18 protein-coding genes are annotated in these 22222 nt (G+C 63.8%); 8 read left to right on the top strand and 10 right to left on the bottom strand.

The window, feature by feature from the left end; genetic code table 11:
* Nucleotides 1-168 precede the first annotated feature (168 nt).
* From BMI87_RS02455 to BMI87_RS02440, 4 genes are read left to right on the top strand one after another with little or no spacing between them, the layout of a single operon-like run.
* Nucleotides 169-1884, top strand: coding sequence for an efflux RND transporter periplasmic adaptor subunit (locus BMI87_RS02455; RefSeq protein ID WP_146681485.1), 1716 nt, complete (start codon nt 169-171; stop codon nt 1882-1884).
* 1 nt (nt 1885) lies between these two features.
* Nucleotides 1886-4036 (top strand): hypothetical protein, encoded by a 2151-nt coding sequence (locus BMI87_RS02450; protein WP_078519565.1) that lies wholly within the window; start codon nt 1886-1888, stop codon nt 4034-4036.
* Nucleotides 4029-6023 (top strand): preprotein translocase subunit SecA, encoded by a 1995-nt coding sequence (locus BMI87_RS02445; protein WP_146681484.1) that lies wholly within the window; start codon nt 4029-4031, stop codon nt 6021-6023. The genes BMI87_RS02450 and BMI87_RS02445 overlap by 8 nt, the downstream gene beginning before the upstream one ends.
* A gap of 12 nt (nt 6024-6035) precedes the next feature.
* Nucleotides 6036-6842, top strand: a complete 807-nt coding sequence (locus BMI87_RS02440; protein ID WP_078519564.1) for an efflux RND transporter periplasmic adaptor subunit — start codon at nt 6036-6038, stop codon at nt 6840-6842.
* A gap of 54 nt (nt 6843-6896) precedes the next feature.
* Here the strand turns inward: BMI87_RS02440 and BMI87_RS02435 are convergent, their stop codons facing one another.
* The 5 genes from BMI87_RS02435 to BMI87_RS02415 all read right to left on the bottom strand — a co-directional run bounded on the left by BMI87_RS02435 (nt 6897) and on the right by BMI87_RS02415 (nt 11995).
* The gene (locus BMI87_RS02435) at nt 6897-7172 is read right to left on the bottom strand and encodes a hypothetical protein (protein WP_143593777.1); all 276 of its coding nucleotides are present in this window, start codon (nt 7170-7172) and stop codon (nt 6897-6899) included.
* Nucleotides 7173-7440: 268 nt separating this feature from the next.
* Nucleotides 7441-8352 carry a glycoside hydrolase family 26 protein gene (locus BMI87_RS02430; RefSeq protein WP_108722301.1) on the bottom strand — a complete coding sequence of 304 codons (912 nt, stop codon included), beginning with the start codon at nt 8350-8352 and terminating at the stop codon, nt 7441-7443.
* Nucleotides 8353-8384: 32 nt separating this feature from the next.
* Nucleotides 8385-10199 carry a glycosyltransferase gene (locus tag BMI87_RS02425; RefSeq protein ID WP_078519562.1) on the bottom strand — a complete coding sequence of 605 codons (1815 nt, stop codon included), beginning with the start codon at nt 10197-10199 and terminating at the stop codon, nt 8385-8387.
* Entirely contained in the window at nt 10196-11248 is a 1053-nt protein-coding gene (locus BMI87_RS02420; RefSeq protein WP_078519561.1) for a UDP-glucuronic acid decarboxylase family protein, read from the bottom strand. Before BMI87_RS02420 ends, BMI87_RS02425 begins: the two co-directional genes overlap by 4 nt.
* 315 nt (nt 11249-11563) lie before the next feature.
* Nucleotides 11564-11995 (bottom strand): autoinducer binding domain-containing protein, encoded by a 432-nt coding sequence (locus BMI87_RS02415; protein WP_078519560.1) that lies wholly within the window; start codon nt 11993-11995, stop codon nt 11564-11566.
* Between the two features lie 126 nt (nt 11996-12121).
* Here BMI87_RS02415 and BMI87_RS02410 point away from each other — a divergent pair, with 126 nt between their 5' ends.
* Both BMI87_RS02410 and BMI87_RS02405 read left to right on the top strand, forming a co-directional pair.
* Nucleotides 12122-12697: a response regulator transcription factor gene (locus BMI87_RS02410; protein WP_168175144.1), complete on the top strand. Its 576-nt coding sequence runs from the start codon at nt 12122-12124 to the stop codon at nt 12695-12697.
* Between the two features lie 73 nt (nt 12698-12770).
* Nucleotides 12771-13436: an acyl-homoserine-lactone synthase gene (locus BMI87_RS02405; RefSeq protein ID WP_078519558.1), complete on the top strand. Its 666-nt coding sequence runs from the start codon at nt 12771-12773 to the stop codon at nt 13434-13436.
* 102 nt (nt 13437-13538) lie between these two features.
* On the opposite strand, the gene BMI87_RS02400 is transcribed toward BMI87_RS02405, so the two are convergent.
* The 4 genes from BMI87_RS02400 to BMI87_RS02385 all read right to left on the bottom strand — a co-directional run bounded on the left by BMI87_RS02400 (nt 13539) and on the right by BMI87_RS02385 (nt 18586).
* A complete protein-coding gene (locus tag BMI87_RS02400) occupies nt 13539-13970 on the bottom strand; it encodes a universal stress protein (RefSeq protein ID WP_078519557.1) in 432 nt (143 codons plus the stop codon).
* Complete coding sequence (locus tag BMI87_RS02395; protein ID WP_146681483.1) at nt 13967-16582, bottom strand: TRAP transporter permease; 2616 nt, start codon at nt 16580-16582, stop codon at nt 13967-13969. The genes BMI87_RS02400 and BMI87_RS02395 overlap by 4 nt, the downstream gene beginning before the upstream one ends.
* A 108-nt stretch (nt 16583-16690) precedes the next feature.
* Complete coding sequence (locus BMI87_RS02390; protein WP_078519556.1) at nt 16691-17665, bottom strand: TAXI family TRAP transporter solute-binding subunit; 975 nt, start codon at nt 17663-17665, stop codon at nt 16691-16693.
* 57 nt (nt 17666-17722) lie between these two features.
* Nucleotides 17723-18586 carry a MurR/RpiR family transcriptional regulator gene (locus tag BMI87_RS02385; RefSeq protein WP_246832629.1) on the bottom strand — a complete coding sequence of 288 codons (864 nt, stop codon included), beginning with the start codon at nt 18584-18586 and terminating at the stop codon, nt 17723-17725.
* A gap of 141 nt (nt 18587-18727) precedes the next feature.
* On the opposite strand from BMI87_RS02385, the gene BMI87_RS02380 reads away from it, so the two are divergent.
* Together BMI87_RS02380 and BMI87_RS02375 are read left to right on the top strand one after the other, a co-directional pair.
* Entirely contained in the window at nt 18728-20050 is a 1323-nt protein-coding gene (locus tag BMI87_RS02380) for an aspartate aminotransferase family protein (protein ID WP_078519555.1), read from the top strand.
* Entirely contained in the window at nt 20047-20799 is a 753-nt protein-coding gene (locus BMI87_RS02375; protein WP_078519554.1) for a 3-keto-5-aminohexanoate cleavage protein, read from the top strand. The genes BMI87_RS02380 and BMI87_RS02375 overlap by 4 nt, the downstream gene beginning before the upstream one ends.
* On the opposite strand, the gene BMI87_RS02370 is transcribed toward BMI87_RS02375, so the two are convergent.
* The gene (locus BMI87_RS02370) at nt 20796-22220 is read right to left on the bottom strand and encodes a dihydrolipoyl dehydrogenase (RefSeq protein ID WP_078519553.1); all 1425 of its coding nucleotides are present in this window, start codon (nt 22218-22220) and stop codon (nt 20796-20798) included. The two genes, BMI87_RS02375 and BMI87_RS02370, sit on opposite strands and share 4 nt — an antisense overlap.
* Nucleotides 22221-22222 lie beyond the last annotated feature (2 nt).

Raw genomic sequence — 22222 nt, 5'->3', positions numbered from 1 at the left:
GACACGGGAAGGGCGCTGGGGAGCACCCTCGAGGGAGCAATTTTGCAGCAACATGCAGGGACAACGTCTGGCGAGGCGACGGGCTCGGTATTTCTGGATTCCGAGACCCTCGGCAGGCTGAAAGCAGGGACAGACCGCGCGCAGGTATCGCAGGCTTGGTTGGCCGCGATGGCCCGACAGGTGGCAGGTCTGGAACAAGGGTTGGTGGTGCTGGCCGGGATCGGGCGCAGCCGGTTCGAGCCCGCCGCGGTCTGGCCAGAGAATGCGAAACCGAAACGCGAATTGATGGCAGCCATCGACGGCGCGATCCATGCCGAGCGCATGGTGATCGAGACGCTGAGCGAGGGCGGCGCGGCCATTGCGGTGCCGATCCGTATGGAGGGTCAACTGCGCGGTGCGGCGGCGATCCAGATCGGCGCGGACCCGGACGCGCGCACCGACCTTGCGATCGATCAGCTGCAATGGGGCTCGGGCTGGCTCGAGGCGTTCTTGCGCCGCAAGCAGGGCGGTTCTGGCGACAGCCTCGCCTCGGTGATCGAATTGCTCGCGACCAGCCTGCATTACGACCGCTTCACCGAAGCCGCGACGGCGGTGGCCTCGGAACTCGCGGGCGTTCTGAATTGCGAACTGGTCGCGATCGGCCTGACCCGCGGGCGCCACGCGCGGGTGCGGGCGCTGTCGAATTCCGCGAGCTTCGGCAAGCGGTCCAACCTCGTGCGTGCCATCGAGGCGGCGATGGACGAGGCGATCGACCAGCAGGCGGTGTTGAGCTATCCGCCGCCCGAGGACGGCTCGGAACGGGTGCTGCGCGCCCATGCGGCCTTGTCGGAAACCGAGGGCGGGGCGACGCTCTGCACGGTGCCGCTGACCGAGGACAAGAAGCTGGTCGGCGCGCTGGTGCTGGAACGCCCGGCGGGCGAGCCGTTCGGGCGCGACACGATCCAGATGGCGGAATATGCGGGCGTGCTGCTCGGCCCCGTTCTGGCGATCAAGCGGCGCGAGGACCGCTGGCTGCCCGCGAAGACATGGGATGCGAGCGTCAATACGTTCAAGGCGCTGTTCGGCCCCAATCATGCGGCTCTGAAACTGGCCGCGATTGCGCTGGTCGCTTTGCTGGCCTTCGCGTGGTTCGCCAAGGGCATGTATCGCGTGACTGCCGATGCGACCATCGAGGGTCGTATCCAGCGCGCGATCTCCGCGCCGATCGAGGGTTATCTGGCCGAGGCCGATGCGCGCGCTGGCGATATCGTGAAGGCGGGCGAGGTGATGGCCAAGCTCGACGACCGCGACCTGCGGCTCGAGCGGCTGAAATGGGAAAGCCAGAAGTCCAAGCAGACCCGCGAATATTCGCAAGCCATGGCCAAGCGCGAACGCGCCAAGGCGCTGATCCTGCAAAGCCAGATCGAACAGGCGGATGCGCAGATCGAACTGCTCGATCAGGAGATCGGGCGGATGGTGATCAAGGCGCCCTTCGACGGGGTCGTGGTCTCGGGCGATCTGACGCAGGCACTGGGGGCGCCGATCGAGCGCGGCGACGTTCTGTTCCAGGTCGCCCCCCTCGATGATTACCGCGTGATGCTGCGTGTGGACGAGCGCGACGTGAAGGATGTGAAAGCGGGCGAGAGCGGCGCGCTCATTCTGGCCTCGCTGCCCGACACCCCGATCGAAGTGCAGGTCGACCGGATCACGCCGATCTCCAATGCCGAAGCCGGGGCGAACAAGTTTCTCGTCGAGGCTTCCGTGACCGACGGGCCGATCAATGCGCTGCGTCCGGGCATGGAGGGGGTCGCCAAGATCGAGGTCGAGGAACACCGCCTCGTCTGGATCTGGACCCGGCGGATCGTTCTCTGGGTGCGCATGACGCTCTGGTCCTGGTGGCCGTGACATGGCCACCTCGCTCTTCTCTCCGTCCTGGTATCGGGTGAAGGATCTCAAACCGCGCCTGCGTAGACATGTCGCGATCCACCGGCACGATTATCGCGGGCGCGTCTGGTTCGTGGTTCAGGACATCGCGACGGGGCGCTTCCATCGCATCTCGCCGGCTGCGTGGCGGCTGGTCGGGCTGATGAACGGCAAGCGCACGATGGACGAGCTGTGGAACACCACCAACGAGCAGCTTGGCGAGAAGGCCCCCACGCAGGACGAGGCGATCCGGCTGATGGGGCAGTTGCACGCAGCCGACGCGCTGATCTGCGACGTGCCGCCCGACGGGCGCGAGCTGTTCCGCCGCTACCAGCGCCACCAGTCGATGCAGATCAAGCAGAAGATCTGGTCGCCGCTCGCGATCCGCATCCCGATCTGGGACCCGGACGCTTTCCTGACCCGCACCATGCCCTTCGTGCGCCCCTTCTTTACCCGCACCTTCGCGGTGATCTGGGTGCTGGTCGTGCTCGCGGGTTTCATCTTCGCCGCGATCAATTTCGGTGCGATCACCGACAATATCGCGGACCGGGTGCTGACGCCGAAGAACATTTTCGTGCTCTGGCTGGTCTATCCGGTGGTGAAGGCGTTTCACGAATTGGGCCACGGCTACGCGGTGAAGAAGAACGGCGGCGAGGTCCATGAAATCGGGATCATGCTGCTGGTTCTGGTGCCGGTGCCTTATGTCGACGCCTCCGCCGCCTCGGCGTTGCGTGACAAGTATCAGCGGATGCTGGTCGGCGGCATCGGGATCATGGTGGAGCTGTTCCTCGCTTCGATCGCGCTCTTCGTCTGGCTCAATGCCGAGACCGGCGCGGCCCATGCGGTGGCCTATAACGTGATGCTGATCGGGGGCGTCTCGACGCTTCTGTTCAACGGCAACCCGCTCTTGCGCTTCGATGGCTATTACGTCTTCGCCGATTGGCTGGAGATCCCTAATCTCGGCCAGCGGGCCAACCGCTACTACGCCTATCTCGCGCAGAAATATCTCTTTGGGATGAAGGAGGCGGAGCCCGTCACCTCGCTGCCCGCCGAGAAGCGCTGGTTCCTGTTCTACGGGATCGCCGCCTTCATCTATCGCCTCTTCATCATGTTCGCGATCATCACCTATATCGCCGGCCGCTTCTTCTTCATCGGCGTGCTGCTGGCGGCTTGGGCGATCACGACGCAGATCCTCGTGCCCATAGGCAAATCCATGTCCTTTCTGTCTTCCAGCCCGAAACTCCGCTCCAACAGGCCGCGTGCGGTCCTTGTGACAAGCGCGATCCTTGCCGCGCTCTTCGTGATCCTGTTCGTCTTGCCCGCACCCTACCGATCCGTCGTCAGCGGCGTGACATGGCCTTCTGAGCAGGCGCAGGTGCGCGTCGGCACGAGCGGTTTTGTGACCGAGGTGCCGGTTGCGACCTATGATGCGGTGCAGCCGGGCGAGGTGATGATCAAGCTCGACGATCCGCTGCTCAGCGCGCGGCTCGATGTGCTGGACTCGCAACTGGCAGGGCTGGAATTGCAGCGTCAGGCGGCGGTGCGCACCGACCGGGTCGAGGCCGAGATGATCGCGGCGGAGATTTCCGCGACCCGCGAGGACCGCAACCGGCTCGCCCAGCAGCTCGACGAATTGTCGATCCGCGCGCCGCGGGCGGGTCTGGCCGTGGTGCCCAATGGCGAGGATCTGCAGGGGCGTTTCGCCAAGCGCGGGCAGGTGATCTCCTATGTTCTGACCGAGGAAGACACGGCGGCCTTGCGCGTTGTCGTTGGTCAGGACGATGTCGATCTGGTGCGCAATGCGACGGGCCGCGTCGATGTGATGCCGGTCGAGTATGGCGGGCAGAGCTATCCCGCGACCATCGTGCGCGAAGTGCCCGGCGGCATCCGCGACCTGCCGACGCCCGCGCTGGGGCTGCAGGGCGGCGGCACGGTTCCGGTCGATCCGGGCGACACCAAGGGGCTGCGCACGCTGCAACGGGTCTTCGAGTTCGAGCTGGAGATGGCCCCCGATGCGGCGCTGCCGCTGCTAGGTCGTCGCGTCGAGGTGCGTTTCTCGCATGGCACTCTGCCGATCGGGTTTCAGGCCTATCGCGCGCTGCGCCAGCTGTTCCTGAGGCTCTACGATGTCTGAGATGCTCGTCCAGCGCCCCGGTCTGCTGACCGCCTTCTACCCCGAGCGCGAGGATGAACGCCTCGGCACGCTCGACCGGGTGATGGCGAGCGCGGTGGGGCGGGTGTCGCAATTCTTCTCGATCAAATCGGCGGCAGGCGCGGGCTTTTTGCGCCGTGTCGCGAAGGAGGAAAAGACGCTGGTGAAGCTGGAGGCGCATGCCTTCAACGCGGCCCGCGTCGAGGTGGCGCAGAAGCTGCGGGTGAAGGGGCTGCGCGCCGATCTGGTGGCCCGCGCCTTCGCGCTGGTGCGCATCCAGTCCGAACGCTCGCTGCAGATGCGCCCCTTCGACGTCCAGCTTCTGGGCGGGCGCGCGATGCTGCGGGGCCGGATCGCCGAGATGGACACGGGCGAGGGCAAGACCCTGACCGCCACGCTGCCTGCCGCGATCATGGCGCTCTCGGGCGTGCCGGTGCATATCGTGACGGTGAACGATTTCCTTGCCGCGCGCGACGCGGAATGGATGGGGCCGCTCTATCGGGCTTTGGGTCTCAGCGTCGGCATTATCGTCGAAGGTCTGAGCCCCGAGGAGCGTCAGGCGGCCTATGCCTGCGATATTTGTTACTGCACGAACAAGCAGTTGGCCTTCGATTACCTCAAGGACCGGCTGGTGCTGGAGGGAGAGACCCGCGCGCTGCATATGGCGCTGGAGGGGCTGTCGAAGACCGATCCGAAACGGCAGAGGCTGCTGATGCGCGGGCTGTGCTACGCGATCGTGGACGAGGCGGATAGCGTGCTGGTCGACGAGGCGCGCACACCGCTGATCATCACGCGCGCGGGCGATCATTCGGGGCTGGAGCAGACCTATCAGCGCGCCGTCGAGATCGGGCGCAAGCTGACCCGGCCGCGCGATTTCACGGTGCGCGAGAAGGAATGGAAGGTCGAACTGACCGATCTGGGCAAGGCGCGGCTGCGCCAGCTCAGCGCGCATTTCGGCGGGGTTTGGGTCACCGAGATCCATCGCGAGGAACTGGCGCGGCAGGCGCTCTCGGCGCTGCATCTCTATCACCGCGACAAGCATTACATCGTCGATGAGGCGGGCGTTCAGATCGTCGACGAATACACAGGCCGCGTGATGTCCGACCGCTCGTGGGAGCGCGGGCTGCATCAGATGATCGAGGTGAAGGAAGGCTGCGAGATCACGGGGCGGCAAGAGACGCTGATCCGGATTTCTTACCAACGCTTCTTCCGCCGCTACCTGACGCTGGCGGGCATGACCGGGACCGCGGCCGAGGTCTCGGGCGAGCTGCGCGCGGTCTACCGGCTGCGCACGAAGCGCATCCCGACGAACCGCCGCTCGCGCCGCAAGAACCTCGGCGAGCGGCACTACGCGACTGCCGATCAGAAATGGCGCGCCGTGCTGGCCGAGGCCAAGCGCGTCCATATGACGGGCCGTCCGATCCTGATCGGCACGCAATCCATCGCCGCCTCGGAAGAGATCAGCGCGCTCCTGACCGAAGAGGGGCTGACGCATCGCGTGCTCAACGCGCGCGAGACCGAGCACGAGGCCCATATCATCGCCGAAGCGGGCGGTCATGGGCGGATCACTGTCGCGACCAACATGGCCGGGCGCGGCACCGATATCCGCATCGACCAACAGATGCGCGACCTCGGGGGGCTGCATGTCATCGCGACCGGTCGTCACGACGCGCGCCGCATTGACCGCCAGTTGTTCGGGCGCTGCGGACGGCAGGGCGATCCGGGGACTTTCGTCACCTTCGTCTCGCTCGACGACGATCTGCTGCGGGTCTTCTACGGCACGCGGCTCTCGGGCCTGATCCGCACATTCTCGGGCGGGACGGGACGCGTGCCGTGGCTTATCGGGGCGCCTGTGACCCGGCTTGCACAACGTGCGACCGAAGCGCGCCATTCCGGTGTGCGAAAGGCGCTTCTGCGCGCCGACGACAATCTCGAAGACCTGCTCGCCTTCAGCGGCAGGGGCAACTGAAAGGGACCACCCATGCGGCTTACTTCCATCACCCTCCTTCTCGCCATCGGTCCCGGCGCGGCGCTCGCGCAGGATCAGGAGCGCTTCGATTGCCTGATCGATCCGGGGCAGGTGCTCGAGATCGGCTCGGCGGTGGACGGGGTGATCGATCAGGTCTTCGTCTCGCGCGGGGATACCGTGAAGAAGGGCGACCCGATCGCGAAACTGGAATCCAAGGCCGAAGAGGCGCAGCTGACCTATGCGAAGGAGCGTGCGCAGGATGAGGGACCGATCGACATCGCGCGTTCCAAAGTGGCGCTGCTGCAAAAGGCCGCCGACCGCGCGACCGAGATGGGCAAGCGAAACGTGATGGCCGACGCGCAGGTGCAGGAGGCCCAGACCAATGCCGAAGTGGCCCAGTTGGAGCTGCGCTCGGCCCAAATGGACCAACATCTGGCGAAGCTCGATCTGCAAAGGGTGGAGGCGCAGCTGGCGCGGCGTGAGATCCGCTCGCCGATCGACGGGCTGGTGATCACGCGGATGATGGGGCCGGGCGAATATGTCTACTCGCAAGCGCCGATCGCACAGCTCGCGCAGATCGACCCGCTGCATGTCGAGGTCTTCCTGCCGACGTCGATGTATGACCGCGTCAAGAAGGATCAGGTGCTGAAAGTCTATCCCGCAGCACCCGTGGGCGGCGAGTATGACGCAACGGTGAGCGTCGTCGACAAGGTCTTCGATGCGGCGTCGGACACGTTCGGGGTGCGCCTCGCATTGCCCAATCCCGAAGGCAAGCTGCCCGCCGGGATCGACTGCACCGTGGGTTTCCCCGCCGAATGAGCGTGACGTGGCCCTGTCGCGGCAGGGCCATCACTTAAAGCGCAGGGGCGGCGTTCAGCGCTGGAAGCAGCTTGCTTTCTTGCCGAAACCGGCGGGCGAGCAAATCCATTTGCCCTTACCGATAAACCGGGTCTGAACGACGCGCGGCGTGGCTTGCGCTTTGCTGGTGCGACCGGCGAGCCAGTCAAATTTTGCGCCGCCCTGACCGGCGGTGCTTTTGGCGGAAACACGGATCGGTTTGAGGTCCAGCATGCCAGCTTGTTGCGCATGGGCGCTGCTCAGCGGGGCTGCAAAGATCAGGCCGGCCACGACAAGGCGGGCCGCTTTCACGGATAAAAACGTCATCGGAACTGTAATCCTGTCTGCTCACGTTGCGGTCTGACCCCTCCCGTCTGCGCGGAAGAGGGCCGATTGCGTCCTCGTGCCAGCAGGATTGGTCGATCTCAGCCTACGGGTCAAGTTGGTAGGTGACGTGGCGGGAAGCAGGCGGATTTGTGGCGAAATGCAAAGAGGCTGCGCGAGAGAAATTCCCGCGCAGCTTCAATGTCTTGTCTAGCAGTGGTGTTGTAGGCGAAAAATCGCCACTACCTATGGTGGCTCAGGTCAGAACTTGGTTCTTGATTCGCCAATCCGGCGCGCCGAAGCCTTCGGGCCACGGGTAAACCTCGCGCTGGTTGAAGTAACTTACACCGACGAGGCTCGGATAGTCCGGCAATTCCTGACGCACTCGGTCGCGCCACATCGAGACATAGGACTGGTTTCCGACATAGCCGAGCTCGGCCACTGCCACCGGTTTGCCATAGGTTGCAGCCCGCGCGTAGCGGGGCGCGAAGATGTCGTCGAAGGTCTGATCGCGCCCGAACTTGGCCTGGTCCCAAGCCTGCAGCCCGAAGACCGTGAGGCCCACGATATCGGCGTAATCGTCACCCGGGTAATAGTCGCCCATGTTCTCGTCGCCCAGCGGCGACCACATCAGGTTGATCTTCGGCGCCCGGTCGCGGGCGACGTCGGTCATCCGGCGATAGGCCGCGATGTAGTCGTCGGGGTTCCAGTCCGACCAGATGAACTGGCCGGATTTATCGTCCATCTCATGGGCGAAGCGCAGCGTGACCGGGCTTTGCAGCGTCGCTAGGACATCGGCCACCGCGATCATGTTGGCGTCGTATTCGCCCCGCTCGATGCCGCGGCGCAGATATTGCGCCGTGTTGCGCTCCGAGCGCGACCATGTCCAGGGCTCCAGTGTCACCAGAAGCGCGCGGTTTCGTTCGAGCGCGTAGCTGTCGGCATCGTTCAGCGAGGGAAGGAAAACGTCCTCCCAAGGCAGGAACAGGTGCTCGATCACCACGCCTGAAAGATCCGCAAAGTCACCATCGGGATCATAGACCCCGAACGGCAAGGAGCCGGGCGGCACGCTGACATCCGCAGCGAACGCCGGCCGCGCCGATACTGTCAGTCCCAACGCCGCGGCACCGGCCATCATTTCGCGACGGGTCATCAAATCATTAGCCATGTCAGTCTCCTCCTTTTCAGTGCGAAGCCCCGTCACTTCCAGCTCGGTTTGACGTGGAACTTCGCTTGTCCCGGGGCGCCCATGCCGGCCCCCGAGACGATGTATTCGACCTTTGCGAGCTGAACCGATTTCAGCCCGATCATGAGCGCGTAGACGCTTTCGCCGCCGCGGAGCCAAAGGGCTCCGAAGCTGAGCGAGACGATGACGCTCAGCGTGCCCATCTGAACCGCCATATCGCGCGGCCAGCCGCGCCAATCGATCTGAACGCGGCGCGCGCGCGCGCCGAAGATCACACTCAGCAAGACGAAATAGAACGCGGCGTTGAACATGGAGAGGAGGTAAAACCCGCGCGCCTCACTGACGTCGTCGATCAAGAGCACTGGCAGCAAGGCACCCAGGGCCAGTCCACCGTAAACGGCGATGATCCGCTCGGGTAACATCGTCGAGGCGGCTTCGCCTTTCGGTGTGATCCGAAAATCGACGAATTTTCCCGACAGCCTGTCATAGACGGCCATGATGCAGCCCCATAGCACCCAAGGCCATTGCATCATCACGAAGAGTGCTTTCTCCCACGCGATAATCTTGGCGTCGCGCGGACGGAAGAACTGATCGCGCCGCAGCATGAAGGCGAATATCAGCGTCACCGTGCCTGCGGGCAGCACATGTCCGATAAAGGCGGGATAAGTCACGTCGGCAAAGCGCATGTCGAAGCTGATGGCGATGATCGGGGCGACATACATCATCGACATCGAGAGCGCGAAGAAGACATACCAGCTTTGGCAGAGCACGAAGAGGAACTTCAGCCGCCACGGCATCTTGCCGACATAGTCCGGCATGTAGCGCAGAAGCAGGCTCAGCAGCGAGCGCGACCACTGGAACTCCTGCGTGATCAGGTCGGTCACCGTGGCCGGGCCATCGCCGATCGCAATCGCGTCGATCGCGTGAACGCCGCGCCAGCCCGCCGCGTTCATCAGGAGCGTGGTCGAGTGATCTTCCGCGAGTTCGGGACCAAGACCGCCAGCTTCCTTCAGCGCGGAGGTGCGCACAGCGTAATGAGAGCCGATGCACATCGGCGCGAATACTGCAGTGTAGCCCGCTTGAAAAACTCCGTGGAAGGCTGCTTCGAAATAGAGCCTCGTGCGCGCGGCCCAGCTTTCCTTGGCATTGGACGCACAGATCGACGGTGCACTGACATACCCCACCGCATCATCGGCAAAGGGGCGCAGCATCTCACGCAAATAGCCCGGTTGCGGGACGTGATCGGCGTCGAGCTGGCTTACGATGTCATAATCGCGATAGCCCCAGTGGTCGTAAAAATAGGCGAGGTTTCCTTCCTTGCAGCGGGTCCGCCGCGGCCATTCCTGCCGGTGGTAGTCCGCGATGCCGTGGCGGCTGGAAATCTTCACACCGTGGATCTTGCACCATGCGCGCGTTTCGGGCGAGGGCGCTTCATCGGCGAGCCACGTGTCATGCGGATAGTCCTGCGCGAGCATCGCCTCCAATGTCCGACGAACGACCGAAAAGGGTTCGGATGGAGTTTTCGTCGTGATCATCGCGACGCGCCACCGACCCGGCTCCGGAAGGGGCGAGGAGGGGCGGACCGCCTGCAGGAAGATCACGAAGAAGTAGATCTGCATTGCGAGAAGCCAGATCAGCACACCCGTGAGTATCAAATAGGGAACCGTCGCAAGGATATGCGACGGCGTGAGCCACCAGCTCCAGAAATAGACCGTCGCGAGCATCCACAGCGCAAACAGCACCCGATAGCGCAATGCCTGCCTCGGTGTGAGGATGGGCGCGAGGTGTCCGGCCTCGATCGCAGCGCGTATGTCGGGACGCTGGATCATTCGGCGGCCGTTGCGGTTATCGGGGCGGTTGCGGTTTCAACGCCCGCTATCTCTGCGCGGAAATAGGCGATGGTCGGCACGAGACCGCTGCGCAGCGCGATCTCCGGACGCCAGCCCAGCCGGGTCTCGGCGCGGGTGATGTCGGGACAGCGCTGCATCGGATCGTCGAGCGGCAGATCCGAGACGACGAGCGGCGCGCGGCTTTCGCACATGTCGCGCACGATATGGGCCAGCTCGGCGACGGTATATTCGCCCGGATTGCCCAGATTCACCGGATCGTGGCCAACCGTCTCGCTTTCCATCAGAGCGACCAGCCCGCTGATCAGATCGTCGACATAGCACAGCGAGCGCGTCTGCGTGCCGCCGCCGTAGAGTTGGAGCGGCGCGCCACGGATCGCCCGCGTGACGAAATTCGAGATCACGCGCCCATCCTCGGGGTCCATACGGGGCCCGTAGGTGTTGAAAATCCGCGCGATGCGGGTGTCGATGCCGCGAATGGCCTGAAGGTCGTGGAACAACGTCTCCGCTGCGCGTTTGCCTTCGTCGTAGCAGGCGCGCGGACCGGTGGTGTTCACCCGACCGCGATAATCTTCGCGCTGGGGCGAGATGTCCGGGTCGCCATAGACCTCGGAGGTCGAGGCCTGCAGGATGCGTGCGCCGGTCCGCTCGGCTAGGCTGAGAAGGTTCATCGACCCCGCGACGCAGGTCTGGAACGTGTGCAGCGGATCCAGCTGATATTTCGGCGGCGAGGCCGCGCAGGCGAGATTGTAGATCCGGTCGAGCTCGCCATACATCTGCAGCGGCGCGATGACGTCATGCCTGAGGAAGGTGAAATCGGGATGTTCCATGAGATGGGCGATATTCTTTGTCCGCCCGGTCAGCAGGTTGTCGATGCAGATCACCGAGTGACCGGCCTCGATCAGCCGGTCGCACAGATGCGACCCCAGAAACCCGGCCCCTCCGGCAACCAGACAGCGCAACTGCCCTTTATGCCGGCGCGGCGGCGCCCAAGAGATATCTTGCGTCTCGAAACGTGGCAGATGCGTCATGTTCTCCCCCCACAGAAGAACGGCAACGACTGCCCAGTCCGGTTTGAGGTCAACTTAATCGCTCTGGGCCGGACCAGGCCCGTCGATCCCGATTTCAGATATTTCAAAAGGGTAGGGGGCGATTTTCGGGCCGATCAAGCGAAAGCAAAGCATTTCGACCGAAATTCGGAAGGCCGAAAAAAATCTACCTTCCGATAGATGAAGTTTGCACGCTAAGGTTGAGTTCGGCGCTGCCGGTTCGACTTGTCGTCTTCGCGCCTATCCCTTGATTCGACTTGGACAATCGAGCCGAGAGAAGGGCAAAAGCGCCTTTTCTCAGAGGTCGGAAAGGCCCGTCGTCAGGTTGTGCAGGCGCCGGGTCTTCTCAAGCAGGTCCTGCGCTTCGTCCTCGGAGAAGGGGGCGCTGGACCGGGTGAACCCCGAAATCGAGCGCGAGCCGTTCTCCAGCACTGCGCAGGTCAGGCCATTATAAAGTCCGTGGGATTTCGCACCTTTCAGAACCCCCTTGGGGTCATCGAGATCGTCCCACCGCACGATACCCACATGCTGCAAGCCCCACAGGACGACAGGGTCGTCCATCATCATGCCCTTTTCGCTATATTCGTCGATCCACGGCTCGGGATATGTGCGATAAAGGATGTTCGGGCGAGTGAAGCGGATATGCAGGGCAAATGCGAAACCGGTGTCGCAGGTTTGCCCGAGGTCCTCTAGCAGGCTGGCGATTTCCTTGCGGTTTGCTGTTTCCATCACGGGAATTCGTCTTTAGGTTGTTGGTACAAGGCTGCAGCGACGCGTGCGACGGTAGGCTGCGACCGCAGTGAGTGCAAGTGAATTGACCATCAGAATATGGAACTGAGGGATTGCGAAAAGCGATTGAATGAAATCGCCCCGGCCGGGTTTTACCTCGCGCTCAGGGTTGGATATGCATTTCCCGAAGCCGAACTCAACCGTCTGAACAGCGACTGGGTCGACATGTACACCCAGCAAGGTCTGGTCGTGCAGGATCCTTCGATGCACTGGGTCTATCACAATGTCGGTTACGTGCGCTGGGTCGACCTGGAGGACGATCCCCGAGACGTCGTCGGCATGGCCCGACGGATGGGGCTGACCTACGCTGCCACAATCTCTTACAACACGCCAAGCGATGCCGGGCGACGCAGCCACGCGGTCCTGTTCCGGTCGGACCGCGATTTCACCGATGCGGAGCTTCATGAAGCTTTCGAGATGCTCAAGGCCTTGCATGTCGACGCCTCGCAGCGCTCGCTCACGGATGCCGAACTCGAGGCGATCCGCTTCCGCGCCGACGGGCTCTTGATCAAACAGATCGCCGCGGAACTCGCAATTTCCGAAAGCGGCGTGAAAGCGCGGCTGTCTTCTGCAAGCCGAAAACTGGGGGCGCGAAATGCGATTGAAATGCTCGCAATCGCGACTTCAAGGCGACTGATCTAGGTATATACAACCTAAAAGAGTGAATTTTTCACAAATACGTGGTTTCGATGGAGCTATCCAGAAGGAGGCTCCAATGCAAAACTGCACTTTCGAATTTTCGCAACTTCACCGCTTCGGCACCGCTTTTTACGACTTCCTGCGCCTGCGCAAGGAGGTCTTCGTCGACACGCTCGGTTGGGACGTGCCGCATAACGACGAAGTAGAAATGGATCAATACGATACGCCTCTGGCGCATTACTCGCTCGTGCAGAAGGACGGGCAGGTGGTGGGCGGGGCACGGGTCATGTCCACCGCGGCGATCTGGGGCGGCAATACCTATATGCTGCGCGACGCGCATCTGGGGAAGCTGCCCCATATCCCGCCGGAAATCCTGCCGACCGAAATCGCGAGCGAGACGGTCTGGGAATGCACGCGGCTTGTGATTTCCGACGCGCTGACCACGCAAGCGGAACGGTCGACCTGTCTGCGGCTGATCGTCGACGGGCTGGTGGAGCGCGCGAAGGAGCGCGGCGCGGACGAGTTGATCTGCCTCTCCTCGCTCGCCCTGATGCGCGCGCTGCGACAACTTGGCTACGATGTGAGCCGGATGGGCCCGACCTATCGCAACGACGAGGATGGGCGCCAATACGCGGCGCTGCGGATGCCTGCGGAATATTCCACCCAGCGGCGTCGCGAAATGGCCGAAGCCTGTGTGATCGCAGCTCAGTCGGCCCCGCGCCAGTTGCACACCGCCGCCTGATCTAGGGCAGCCTGTTCCGGGGCCGCCTGATCCGGGCTTCGATAGAAAAAGGGCGCGCCCATCGTCCGGGCGCGCCCTTAGCTTTCGGCGTCGGTCGCGCGCTCAGCGCACGACGAAGACGCAGCAATTCGAGTGCCGCACGACCCGTGCGGCGTTCGGACCGAGCAGGTAATCGCTGAGATCGGGGCGGTGCGCCCCGAGCACGATCAAGTCCGCGCCGTCCTTTTCGGCCAGCGACAGGATCTCGTGATAGGCGGTGCCGACGCCCACGATGTGGCGCACCTTCGCGTTCACCTCGGGGCCGACCACCTCGGCGACGAAGTCATGCAGCAGCTCGCGTGCATGCTCCTTCGCCTTCGCGGTGTGATCGTCCGAGAAGAAGGCCCCGACCACCGCCGAGCCGTAATCTGGCACCACGGTGATCACGTCGAGCTGTGCGTCTTCCATCTTGGCCAGCCGCGCCGCCCATTCGAGCACTTTGCGCTCGGTCTTGGGGCGGTTCATGTCGATCGCGCAGAGAATGGTATTGGTCATGCCGGTTCTCCTTCAGCAAAGGCTGCGTCATCGTCTTCCTTTCGCCGATTTTGCAGGAAAGCGATGAGCGCGAGAAGGGCGAAGGCGGGGATGAACATCAGCTCTTTGGGGAGCTGGTCGTTCGGCACCTTCACATTGGACAGGGTGACGGGATTGTCGCCATAGAAGTCGAAGCCCTGCAGTTTGGTCTGCAACTCCGTGCCGAACATCGGCTCGTCCGCGACCATCTTGCCGTCCGTCTCGGTGAAGCTCAGGCCGAGCTTGTCGAGCCGGTCCTGACCCGTCGCGCCCTCGGGCACCTTGACCAGCACGGTCATGTCCTTCGGATCGCCCGTCGTATAATCGGGCCCCGAGAAGACCAGCCGCAATTCGCGACCGACCGGCGCCTTGTCGAGACGCTGCGTGATATTGGCAGGCGGCACCTCGTTATAGGGCGGCTCGATCATGTTCATGAAATAGCCGGGACGGAACAGGGTGAACGCGATCAGCAGCAACGCCACCGTCTCCCAGATCCGCGAGCGGGTGACGAACCAGCCCATCGTGCCTGCGGTGAAGACGAGGATGCCGATCGTCGCCACGATGAAGACGAAGATCGCCTGATACCAGGTCACGTCGATCAGCAGCAGGTCGGTGTTGAAGATGAACACGAAGGGCAGGGCGACCGTGCGCAGCGAATAGAAGAAGGCGGTGAAGCCCGTCTTGATCGCATCGCCGCCAGAGACCGCCGCCGCCGCGAAGGAGGCTAGACCCACCGGTGGCGTCACATCCGCCATGATCCCGAAGTAGAACACGAACAGGTGCACCGCGATCAGCGGCACCACGAGGCCCGACTGCGCGCCCAGATGGACGACCACGCCCACCATCAGCGAGCTGACGACGATGTAGTTCGCGGTGGTCGGCAGGCCCATCCCGAGGATCAGCGACAGGATCGCCACGAAGATCAGCATCAGGATCAGGTTGCCACCCGAGAGGAACTCGACGAAATCGGCCATCACCTGACCGATCCCGGTCAGCGAGACGGTGCCCACGATGATCCCGGCGGTGGCCGTGGCCAGACCGATCCCGATCATGTTGCGCGCGCCGTCGATCATGCCGCCGATCAGGTCGAGAACGCCTTCACGGAAGCGGCTCATGGGCGCACTCTCGCCGCGGAACATCGCCTTGAGCGGTTTCTGCGTGAGCAGGATGAAGAACAGCAGGAACGAGGCCCAGAAGGCCGACAGGCCCGGCGATTTGCGCTCGATCATCAGGAAATAGACCAGCACGACGATCGGCAGCAGGTAGTAGAGGCCCGCCTTGTAGATGTCCTTGATCTCGGGGAGCTTCACGATTTCCGAATTCGGATCGTCCGGCTCCAGATCGGGCGCTTTCGCAGCGACCCAGATGAGGCCGAGATAGACCACGACGACGAGCAGGGCGAGAACCCAGGCCGCGCCCTCGGGCACCATCGAGGTGATGAGGCGCACCGGGAATTGGGTGGCGTAGCACAGGGCCGCGAAACCCGCGAAGAAGGCGAACATGCCAAAGGCCGTACGCCAGACCGAGACCACGCGGTCGCCGATCGTCGGCATCCGGTTCTTCACCGCCTCGAGATGCACGATGTAGAACAGTGCGATGTAGGAGATGATCGCCGGGATGAAGGCGTGTTTGATGACCTCCAGATAGGAGATGCCGACATATTCCACCATCAGAAAGGCGGCAGCGCCCATCACCGGGGGCATGATCTGGCCGTTGACCGAAGATGCCACCTCGACCGAGCCCGCCTTTTCGGCCGAGAAGCCCACGCGCTTCATCAGCGGAATGGTGAAGGTGCCGGTGGTGACCACGTTCGCGATCGACGAGCCCGAGATCAGGCCGGTCGCGGCAGAGCCCACGACGGCGGCTTTTGCCGGGCCGCCGCGCAGGTGGCCGAGCGCGCCGAAGGCCATCTGGATGAAGTAATTGCCCGCGCCGGCTTTCTCCAAGAGCGCGCCGAACAGCACGAAGAGGAAGACGAACTTGGTCGAGACGCCAAGCGCGATGCCGAACACCCCCTCGGAGGTGATCCACATATGCGACATGGCTTTGCGCAGGCTCGCGCCGGCCCAGCGGATCTGTTCGGGGAAGAACTCTGACGAGCCGAAGAAGACGTAGCACAGGAACACGATCGCCAGCAGGACCATGATGGGCCCGAGCGTGCGATAGGCTGCGATGAAGAGGAAGATGATGCCGAGGACGGAGATATAGGCGTCCTGCATATCCGCGAGCCCGCCATTGTCGACGATCTTCTGGTAGAAGAAATAGCCGTACATCGAGAGCAGCGCACCGCCGACCGCGAGGATCCAGTCATACCACGGCACATGGTCCTTGGGTGAGGATTTGAACAGCGGATACGCCATCGCCGAGAGGAAGATGGCATAGGCCAGATGGATCTGGCGGGCGTTGTTGATCAGGTCGCCCGGCAGCACATACGGCCCGATGGGCGAGGCCAGAAGCACCTGAAAGATCGACCAGCTCAGCGCCACAACGGCGACCATGAGCCCGACCCAACCCTTGGGGCTGCGTGCCCCGCTGTCAGAAGCTTGGACGAGCTCCTGTAATTCCTGTTCGTTCAAGGCGCGATTTTCCGCCATCGTTCCCCCTAGCGGCCCACAGGGCCGTCCGCCTGTTCCGGCATGATCTTAAAGCTGAAACTAAAAAAGGCGGGCACGCAAGCGCGCCCGCCCAGGTATGTGCAGGGCTTATTTGATCCAGCCCTGCTCCTTATAGTACTTCAGAGCGCCCGGATGGATCGGAGCCGAGATGCCCTTGGTGACCATTTCTTCCGGCGTCAGATGCGCGAAAGCCGGGTGCAGCTTCTTGAACTCGTCGAAGTTGTCGAAGACCGACTTCACCAGAGCGTAGACGACATCATCGGGCTCATCGGCCGAGGTCACGAGGGTCGCGCGCACACCGAAGGTCTGCGTGTCGTCGGGGTTGCCGCGATACATGCCGCCCGGAATGGTGGCTTTCGCGTAGTAGGGGTTGTCGGCGACCAGCTTGTCGACCGCGTCACCCGTGACGTTCACGAGGGTCGCGTCGCACGAGGTGGTGGCTTCCTGGATCGAACCCGAGGGGTGACCCACGGTGTAGACCATCGCGTCGATCTGGTTGTCGCAGAGCGCTTTCGACTGCTCGGCGGCTTTCAGCTCGGTTGCGAGCGCGAAGTCCGAGGTTTTCCAGCCCATCGCGTCCATCAGCACTTCCATCGTGCCGCGCTGACCCGAACCGGGGTTGCCGATGTTCACGCGCTTGCCCTTGAGGTCGGCGAAGTTCTTGATGCCGCTATCGGCACGCGCGACGACGGTGAAGGGCTCGGGGTGGATCGAGAACACCGCGCGCAGCTTCTCGAACGGACCCTGATCGGAGAACTTCGAGTCGCCCTTGTAGGCGTGGTACTGCCAGTCCGACTGGGCGATGCCGAAGTCCAGCTCGCCCGAACGGATGGTGTTGATGTTGTAGACCGAACCGCCGGTGGATTCGACCGAGCAACGCACGCCGGTTTCCTTGTGGCTCTTGTTCATCAGGCGGCAGATCGCGCCACCGGTCGGGTAGTAAACGCCGGTCACACCGCCGGTCCCGATGGTGATGAAGGTCTCGTCGGCTGCGTTCGCCGCGGGCGCGAACAGCGCACCGGCGACGGCCGCGATGGCCCCGAGTTTGAAGAACTTTTTCATTGAGTAACTCCCGTTGGTCGTTTTTGGGTCTCGGTTCGAAGATACGGCCCGCGTCGGTCAGCGCGCATAGACTTCGTCGAGAAGCCTGTTGCGCCGTTCGACCTCAGCGATCCGTTCGGTTGCGCGGGGTCCCGCGCGCTTCGCCACCAGCGCCAGAATTGCTTCGAGCAAGAACAGCGTGGCAACGTAACTCGTGTAGAAATGCGGGCTGTCGGTGGGCACGATGAAGGTCTCATCGGCCGCGTGCAGCGCCGGACAGCTGCGGCTGTCGGTAATCAGCGCGACATAGGCGCCCTGTTCATGGGCATGGATCGCGCTGCGGATGGTGGAGCGCGCGAAGGGCGGCTTGGTGATGACCAGAACCGCGTCGCGCTCGTCGAGCCCGGCAAGCGTGGCGCCCAGAGACGAACCCGCCCGCGCGCCCAGCTCCCAGTTATCGCCGAGGAAATTGGCGATATAGGCGGTGTATTCCGCGATCCCCGTCGAACCGAGCGCACCCAGAAGCACCACCCGGCGCGCGGCGGCGAGCTTGTCGGCCACGGCCTCGAGTCGTCCCGGCTCGATCGCGGCGGTCAGGGCTGCGATATTGTCCTGCGTGGCCGCGGCATAACGGTTTAGGAAGCTGCTCTGCGGATCGACGGCATCCTTCTGCAGCCGATCGGCGCGGTCTGCGAAGGGGGACACACGGCGACCGATCTGGTCGCGCATGGTCTCGCGCAGCTCTTCGAAATTCTCGTATTCGAGCGCATGGGCGAGGCGGGTGAAGGTCGCGGGCGCAAGGTTCGATTCGCTCGCCAGCGTGCGCAGCGAACGGGTGGCGATGCTCACCGGGTTGTCTGCGATATAGTCTCCCGCCTCACGCAAGCGCGTGGAAAGGTTGCCATATTGCGCAGCCAATCGCTGTTCGAAACTGCCGGACAATGCTCCTCCCCAGGTTCCATCACCAGTTATCGCGTTGAGGTGACCGTTTCAATTGTTTCATATATTGTCAATGCGTAAAACATATGTTTCATGGGGTAATCAGCGATCCTCACGCATTCTTGTCCCGAAGGAGGGACCGATATGAGTCACGTATTCCCCCGCCACACGAAGTCCAATCCGCCCTTGGCGGTAAAGGGCGACGGTATCTACATTCTCGATGCCAACGGGAAGCGATATCTCGATGGGTCCGGGGGCGCGGCGGTGTCCTGCCTCGGTCACTCTGACGCTGACGTGACTGCGGCGATCAAGGCTCAGATCGACAATATCGCCTTCGCGCACACGAGTTTCTTCACCTCCGAACCCGCCGAACGGCTGGCAGATCGCCTCATCGCTCACGCGCCGGGGAGCTTGGATCGCGTCTATTTCACGTCCGGGGGATCGGAGGCGGTGGAGAGCGCGCTGAAGATGGCACGGCAGTATTTCGTCGAGAAGGGCGAGCCGAGCCGGTCGCATTTCATCGCGCGCCGCCAGTCCTATCACGGCAACACGCTGGGCGCGCTGGCGGCTGGTGGCAATGCGTGGCGCCGGGAGAAGTTCAACCCGCTGCTGATCGACGTGAGCCACATCGCGCCCGTGCATGAATACCGCTGGCGCGAGGAAGGCGAGACCGCCGAGGAATACGGTCTGCGCGTCGCCAACGAGCTGGAGGCCGAGATTCAGCGCCTTGGGGCGGAGAACGTGATCGGCTTCATCGCCGAGCCGGTCGTCGGCGCCACGATGGGCGCGGTGCCGCCGGTGAAGGGCTATTTCAAGCGCATCCGCGAGATATGCGACCAATACGGCATCCTGCTGATCCTCGACGAGGTGATGTGCGGGATGGGCCGGACCGGCACGCTTTTCGCCTGCGAGCAGGACGGGATCGCGCCCGATATCGTCACCATCGCGAAGGGGCTCGGTGCGGGCTACCAGCCCATCGGGGCGGCGCTCTGCACCTCCGAGATTTACGACGCCTTCGTCAACGGCTCGGGCTTCTTCCAGCACGGCCACACCTATATCGGCCACCCGACCGCGACAGCCGCGGGCGACGCGGTGCTGAAGAAGCTGACCGAGGGCGGACTGGTCGCGCGGGCGGCGCAGCAGGGCGAAGTGCTCGACGCGGCGCTGCGCGAGGCGTTCGGCCAGCATCCGCATATCGGCGATATTCGCGGGCGCGGCATGTTCCGCGGGCTGGAAATCGTGGCCGACCGTGCCACGAAAGAGCCGATGGACCCGGCCAAGGCAATCAACAAGAAGCTTAAGGCGGCGGCCTTCGAGGCCGGTCTCGTCTGCTATCCGATGGGGGGCACGATCGACGGCCAGCGCGGCGACCACATCCTGCTCGCGCCGCCCTTCATCATCACCGACGACCAGATCGGGGAATTGGTGGACAAGCTCGGCACCGCGATCCGCGAGGTTCTCGGGTGAGCCTGCCGCATATCATGGTCGCGCCGAACGGGGCGACCAAGACGAAGACCGATCACCCGGCGCTGCCGATCACCTTGGACGAGATTGCGCAGACCGCGCTGGCCTGCCGCGACGCCGGGGCAGGGGCGCTGCATCTGCATCTGCGCGACGACGCGGGCGGGCATCTGCTCGATAGTGGCGCCTATGCCGAGGCGCTGGCTCATCTGCGCCCGCTTCTGGGCCAGATGGCGATCCAGATCACCACCGAGGCCGCAGGGCGCTACGAACCGGGGCATCAGCGCTATGTCGCGTTGAACTCGGGCGCGCAGATGGTCTCGGTCTCGGCGCGCGAGATGCTGCGCGACCACGAATTGCAGGCGATGAAATTCTATGAGGAGGCCGCCGAGCGCGGCATCAAGGTCCAGCATATTCTCTATTCCCGCGAGGATGCGGAGGCGCTGGTGCATGTTCTGCCGGATCACCTGTTGCGCGATCCCTGGCTGCAACTGATCTTCGTGATGGGCCGCTATGTCGCGGGGCAGGTCTCGACGCCGGCTATGCTCGATCCGTTCCTCGACTGGATGCAGGCCGAGGCGATCACCCCCGACTGGGCGATTTGCGCCTTCGGCTCGGGCGAGACCGACTGCCTGCGCAATGCGCTCGCCAAGGGCGGCAAGGCGCGGGTCGGGTTCGAGAACTCGCTGGTGATGGCGGACGGGACCACCGCGCCCGACAATGCCGCGCGCGTGGCCGAGATCGCAGCCCTTTAGTCGAGTGCCGGATGCCCTTTCTCGGGGCAATCGGAGAGGTCCGACCGGTCTTCCTCGGGAAGCTGCTTGGAAATTTCGCGCAGCGCGCTGCGCAGACCTTCCTCCATCACGGGGTGATAGAAGGGCATCGCCAGCATGTCGAAAGCGCTCATGCCCGATTGGGTCGCGAGGCCGAAGAGATGCGCGAAATGCTCGCCCTCGGGCAGCGCCATCTCGCAGCCCAGCAGCTTGCCGGTTTCAGGCTCGGCATAGACGCGGATCATTCCATAGGCTTCCTCGGCCAGCCGGGCGCGCGATTGCGTCGCGAAATCCGCGCTTCCGATCAGGATGTCCTGCCCGTCGAGATCCTTGAAGCTCTGCCCCACGCGCACCGCATTGGGCGCGCTGAAGGCGATCGCCATCGAGGTCCGGCGGCGATAGCAGCGCGGGGTGTCGGCCACCGCGTTGCGCCCCGCGATATGCCCCTCGTCGGCGGCTTCGTGCAGGATCGGGCGGATCGCATTCGCGTCGCCCGCGAGGAACACCCGCAGATCGCCGATCTGGGTGGTGGAGGCGTCGACCTCGGGCATCCCGTGATCGTCGAGCGGCACGCCCAGCGTCTCCAGCCCGAGCCCCGCGATATTGGGGCGGCGGCCCATCGCGGCGAGCACGGCATCGGCCTCGAATTCCGCGCCGCCTGCGCCTTTCACGATCAGGCTGCCCGCATTGCCTTCGGAAATCTCCGCCGGGGCGCCCAGATGCAGCGGCAACTCCGCCGCGATCGCGTCGCGCAGGAGTGCCGCGACCTCGGGGTCGGTCATGCCAGCGACGCTTTCCAACGCATCGAAGCCCGCGACCTCGATCCCCATCCGGGCCATCGCCTGTGCCAGCTCCACCCCGATCGCGCCCATGCCGATCACCGCGATCCGCTTGGGCAGATCGTCGAGGGTGAACAGCGTGTCGGTGGTCAGGATGCGCTCGCCGAAGGTCTTCCACGGCCCGGGCACCACCGGCGAGGAGCCCGTCGCGAGGATGATCGCATCGGCGGTCACTTCGCCATGGCCCGCGATCTCGATCCGGTTCGGGCCGAGGAGCGTCGCACGGCCCGAGATCGCTTTGTCGCCAAGGGCTTTGGGCACCGCGCGCGGCGATTTCGTGAACCCGTCGCGCATCCGTTTCATCCGCGCCATCACGGCGGGTACGTCGATGCGCAGCGCCTCGGCCCCGGAAATCCCGAAGGCCTCGAAATCATGGCGGCGGTGGAAGGCGTTGGCGGCTTCGATCAGCGCCTTGGAGGGCATGCAGCCGCTTTCGGCGCAGGTCGTGCCCCAATGGCCGTCATTGACGATCAGGAAGTCATAGGTCGCATGGCGCACTTCGCGCAGGGCAGACAGTCCGGCCGAGCCAGAGCCGATAATGACGACGCGCGCGTGTTGTGACATGA

The sequence above is a fragment of the Thioclava sp. F28-4 genome, from assembly GCF_002020045.1.
Classification (GTDB): domain Bacteria; phylum Pseudomonadota; class Alphaproteobacteria; order Rhodobacterales; family Rhodobacteraceae; genus Thioclava; species Thioclava sediminum.
This window is presented reverse-complemented; position numbering and strand designations above follow the sequence as displayed.

Coding starts and splice junctions, on each gene's coding strand:
- BMI87_RS02455 (WP_146681485.1), top strand. CDS start 169: ATGGCCCGACAGGTGGCAGGTCTGGAACAAGGGTTGGTGGTGCTGGCC.
- BMI87_RS02450 (WP_078519565.1), top strand. CDS start 1,886: ATGGCCACCTCGCTCTTCTCTCCGTCCTGGTATCGGGTGAAGGATCTC.
- BMI87_RS02445 (WP_146681484.1), top strand. CDS start 4,029: ATGTCTGAGATGCTCGTCCAGCGCCCCGGTCTGCTGACCGCCTTCTAC.
- BMI87_RS02440 (WP_078519564.1), top strand. CDS start 6,036: ATGCGGCTTACTTCCATCACCCTCCTTCTCGCCATCGGTCCCGGCGCG.
- BMI87_RS02430 (WP_108722301.1), bottom strand. CDS start 8,352: ATGGCTAATGATTTGATGACCCGTCGCGAAATGATGGCCGGTGCCGCG.
- BMI87_RS02425 (WP_078519562.1), bottom strand. CDS start 10,199: ATGATCCAGCGTCCCGACATACGCGCTGCGATCGAGGCCGGACACCTC.
- BMI87_RS02420 (WP_078519561.1), bottom strand. CDS start 11,248: ATGACGCATCTGCCACGTTTCGAGACGCAAGATATCTCTTGGGCGCCG.
- BMI87_RS02415 (WP_078519560.1), bottom strand. CDS start 11,995: ATGGAAACAGCAAACCGCAAGGAAATCGCCAGCCTGCTAGAGGACCTC.
- BMI87_RS02405 (WP_078519558.1), top strand. CDS start 12,771: ATGCAAAACTGCACTTTCGAATTTTCGCAACTTCACCGCTTCGGCACC.
- BMI87_RS02400 (WP_078519557.1), bottom strand. CDS start 13,970: ATGACCAATACCATTCTCTGCGCGATCGACATGAACCGCCCCAAGACC.
- BMI87_RS02395 (WP_146681483.1), bottom strand. CDS start 16,582: ATGGCGGAAAATCGCGCCTTGAACGAACAGGAATTACAGGAGCTCGTC.
- BMI87_RS02390 (WP_078519556.1), bottom strand. CDS start 17,665: ATGAAAAAGTTCTTCAAACTCGGGGCCATCGCGGCCGTCGCCGGTGCG.
- BMI87_RS02380 (WP_078519555.1), top strand. CDS start 18,728: ATGAGTCACGTATTCCCCCGCCACACGAAGTCCAATCCGCCCTTGGCG.
- BMI87_RS02370 (WP_078519553.1), bottom strand. CDS start 22,220: ATGTCACAACACGCGCGCGTCGTCATTATCGGCTCTGGCTCGGCCGGA.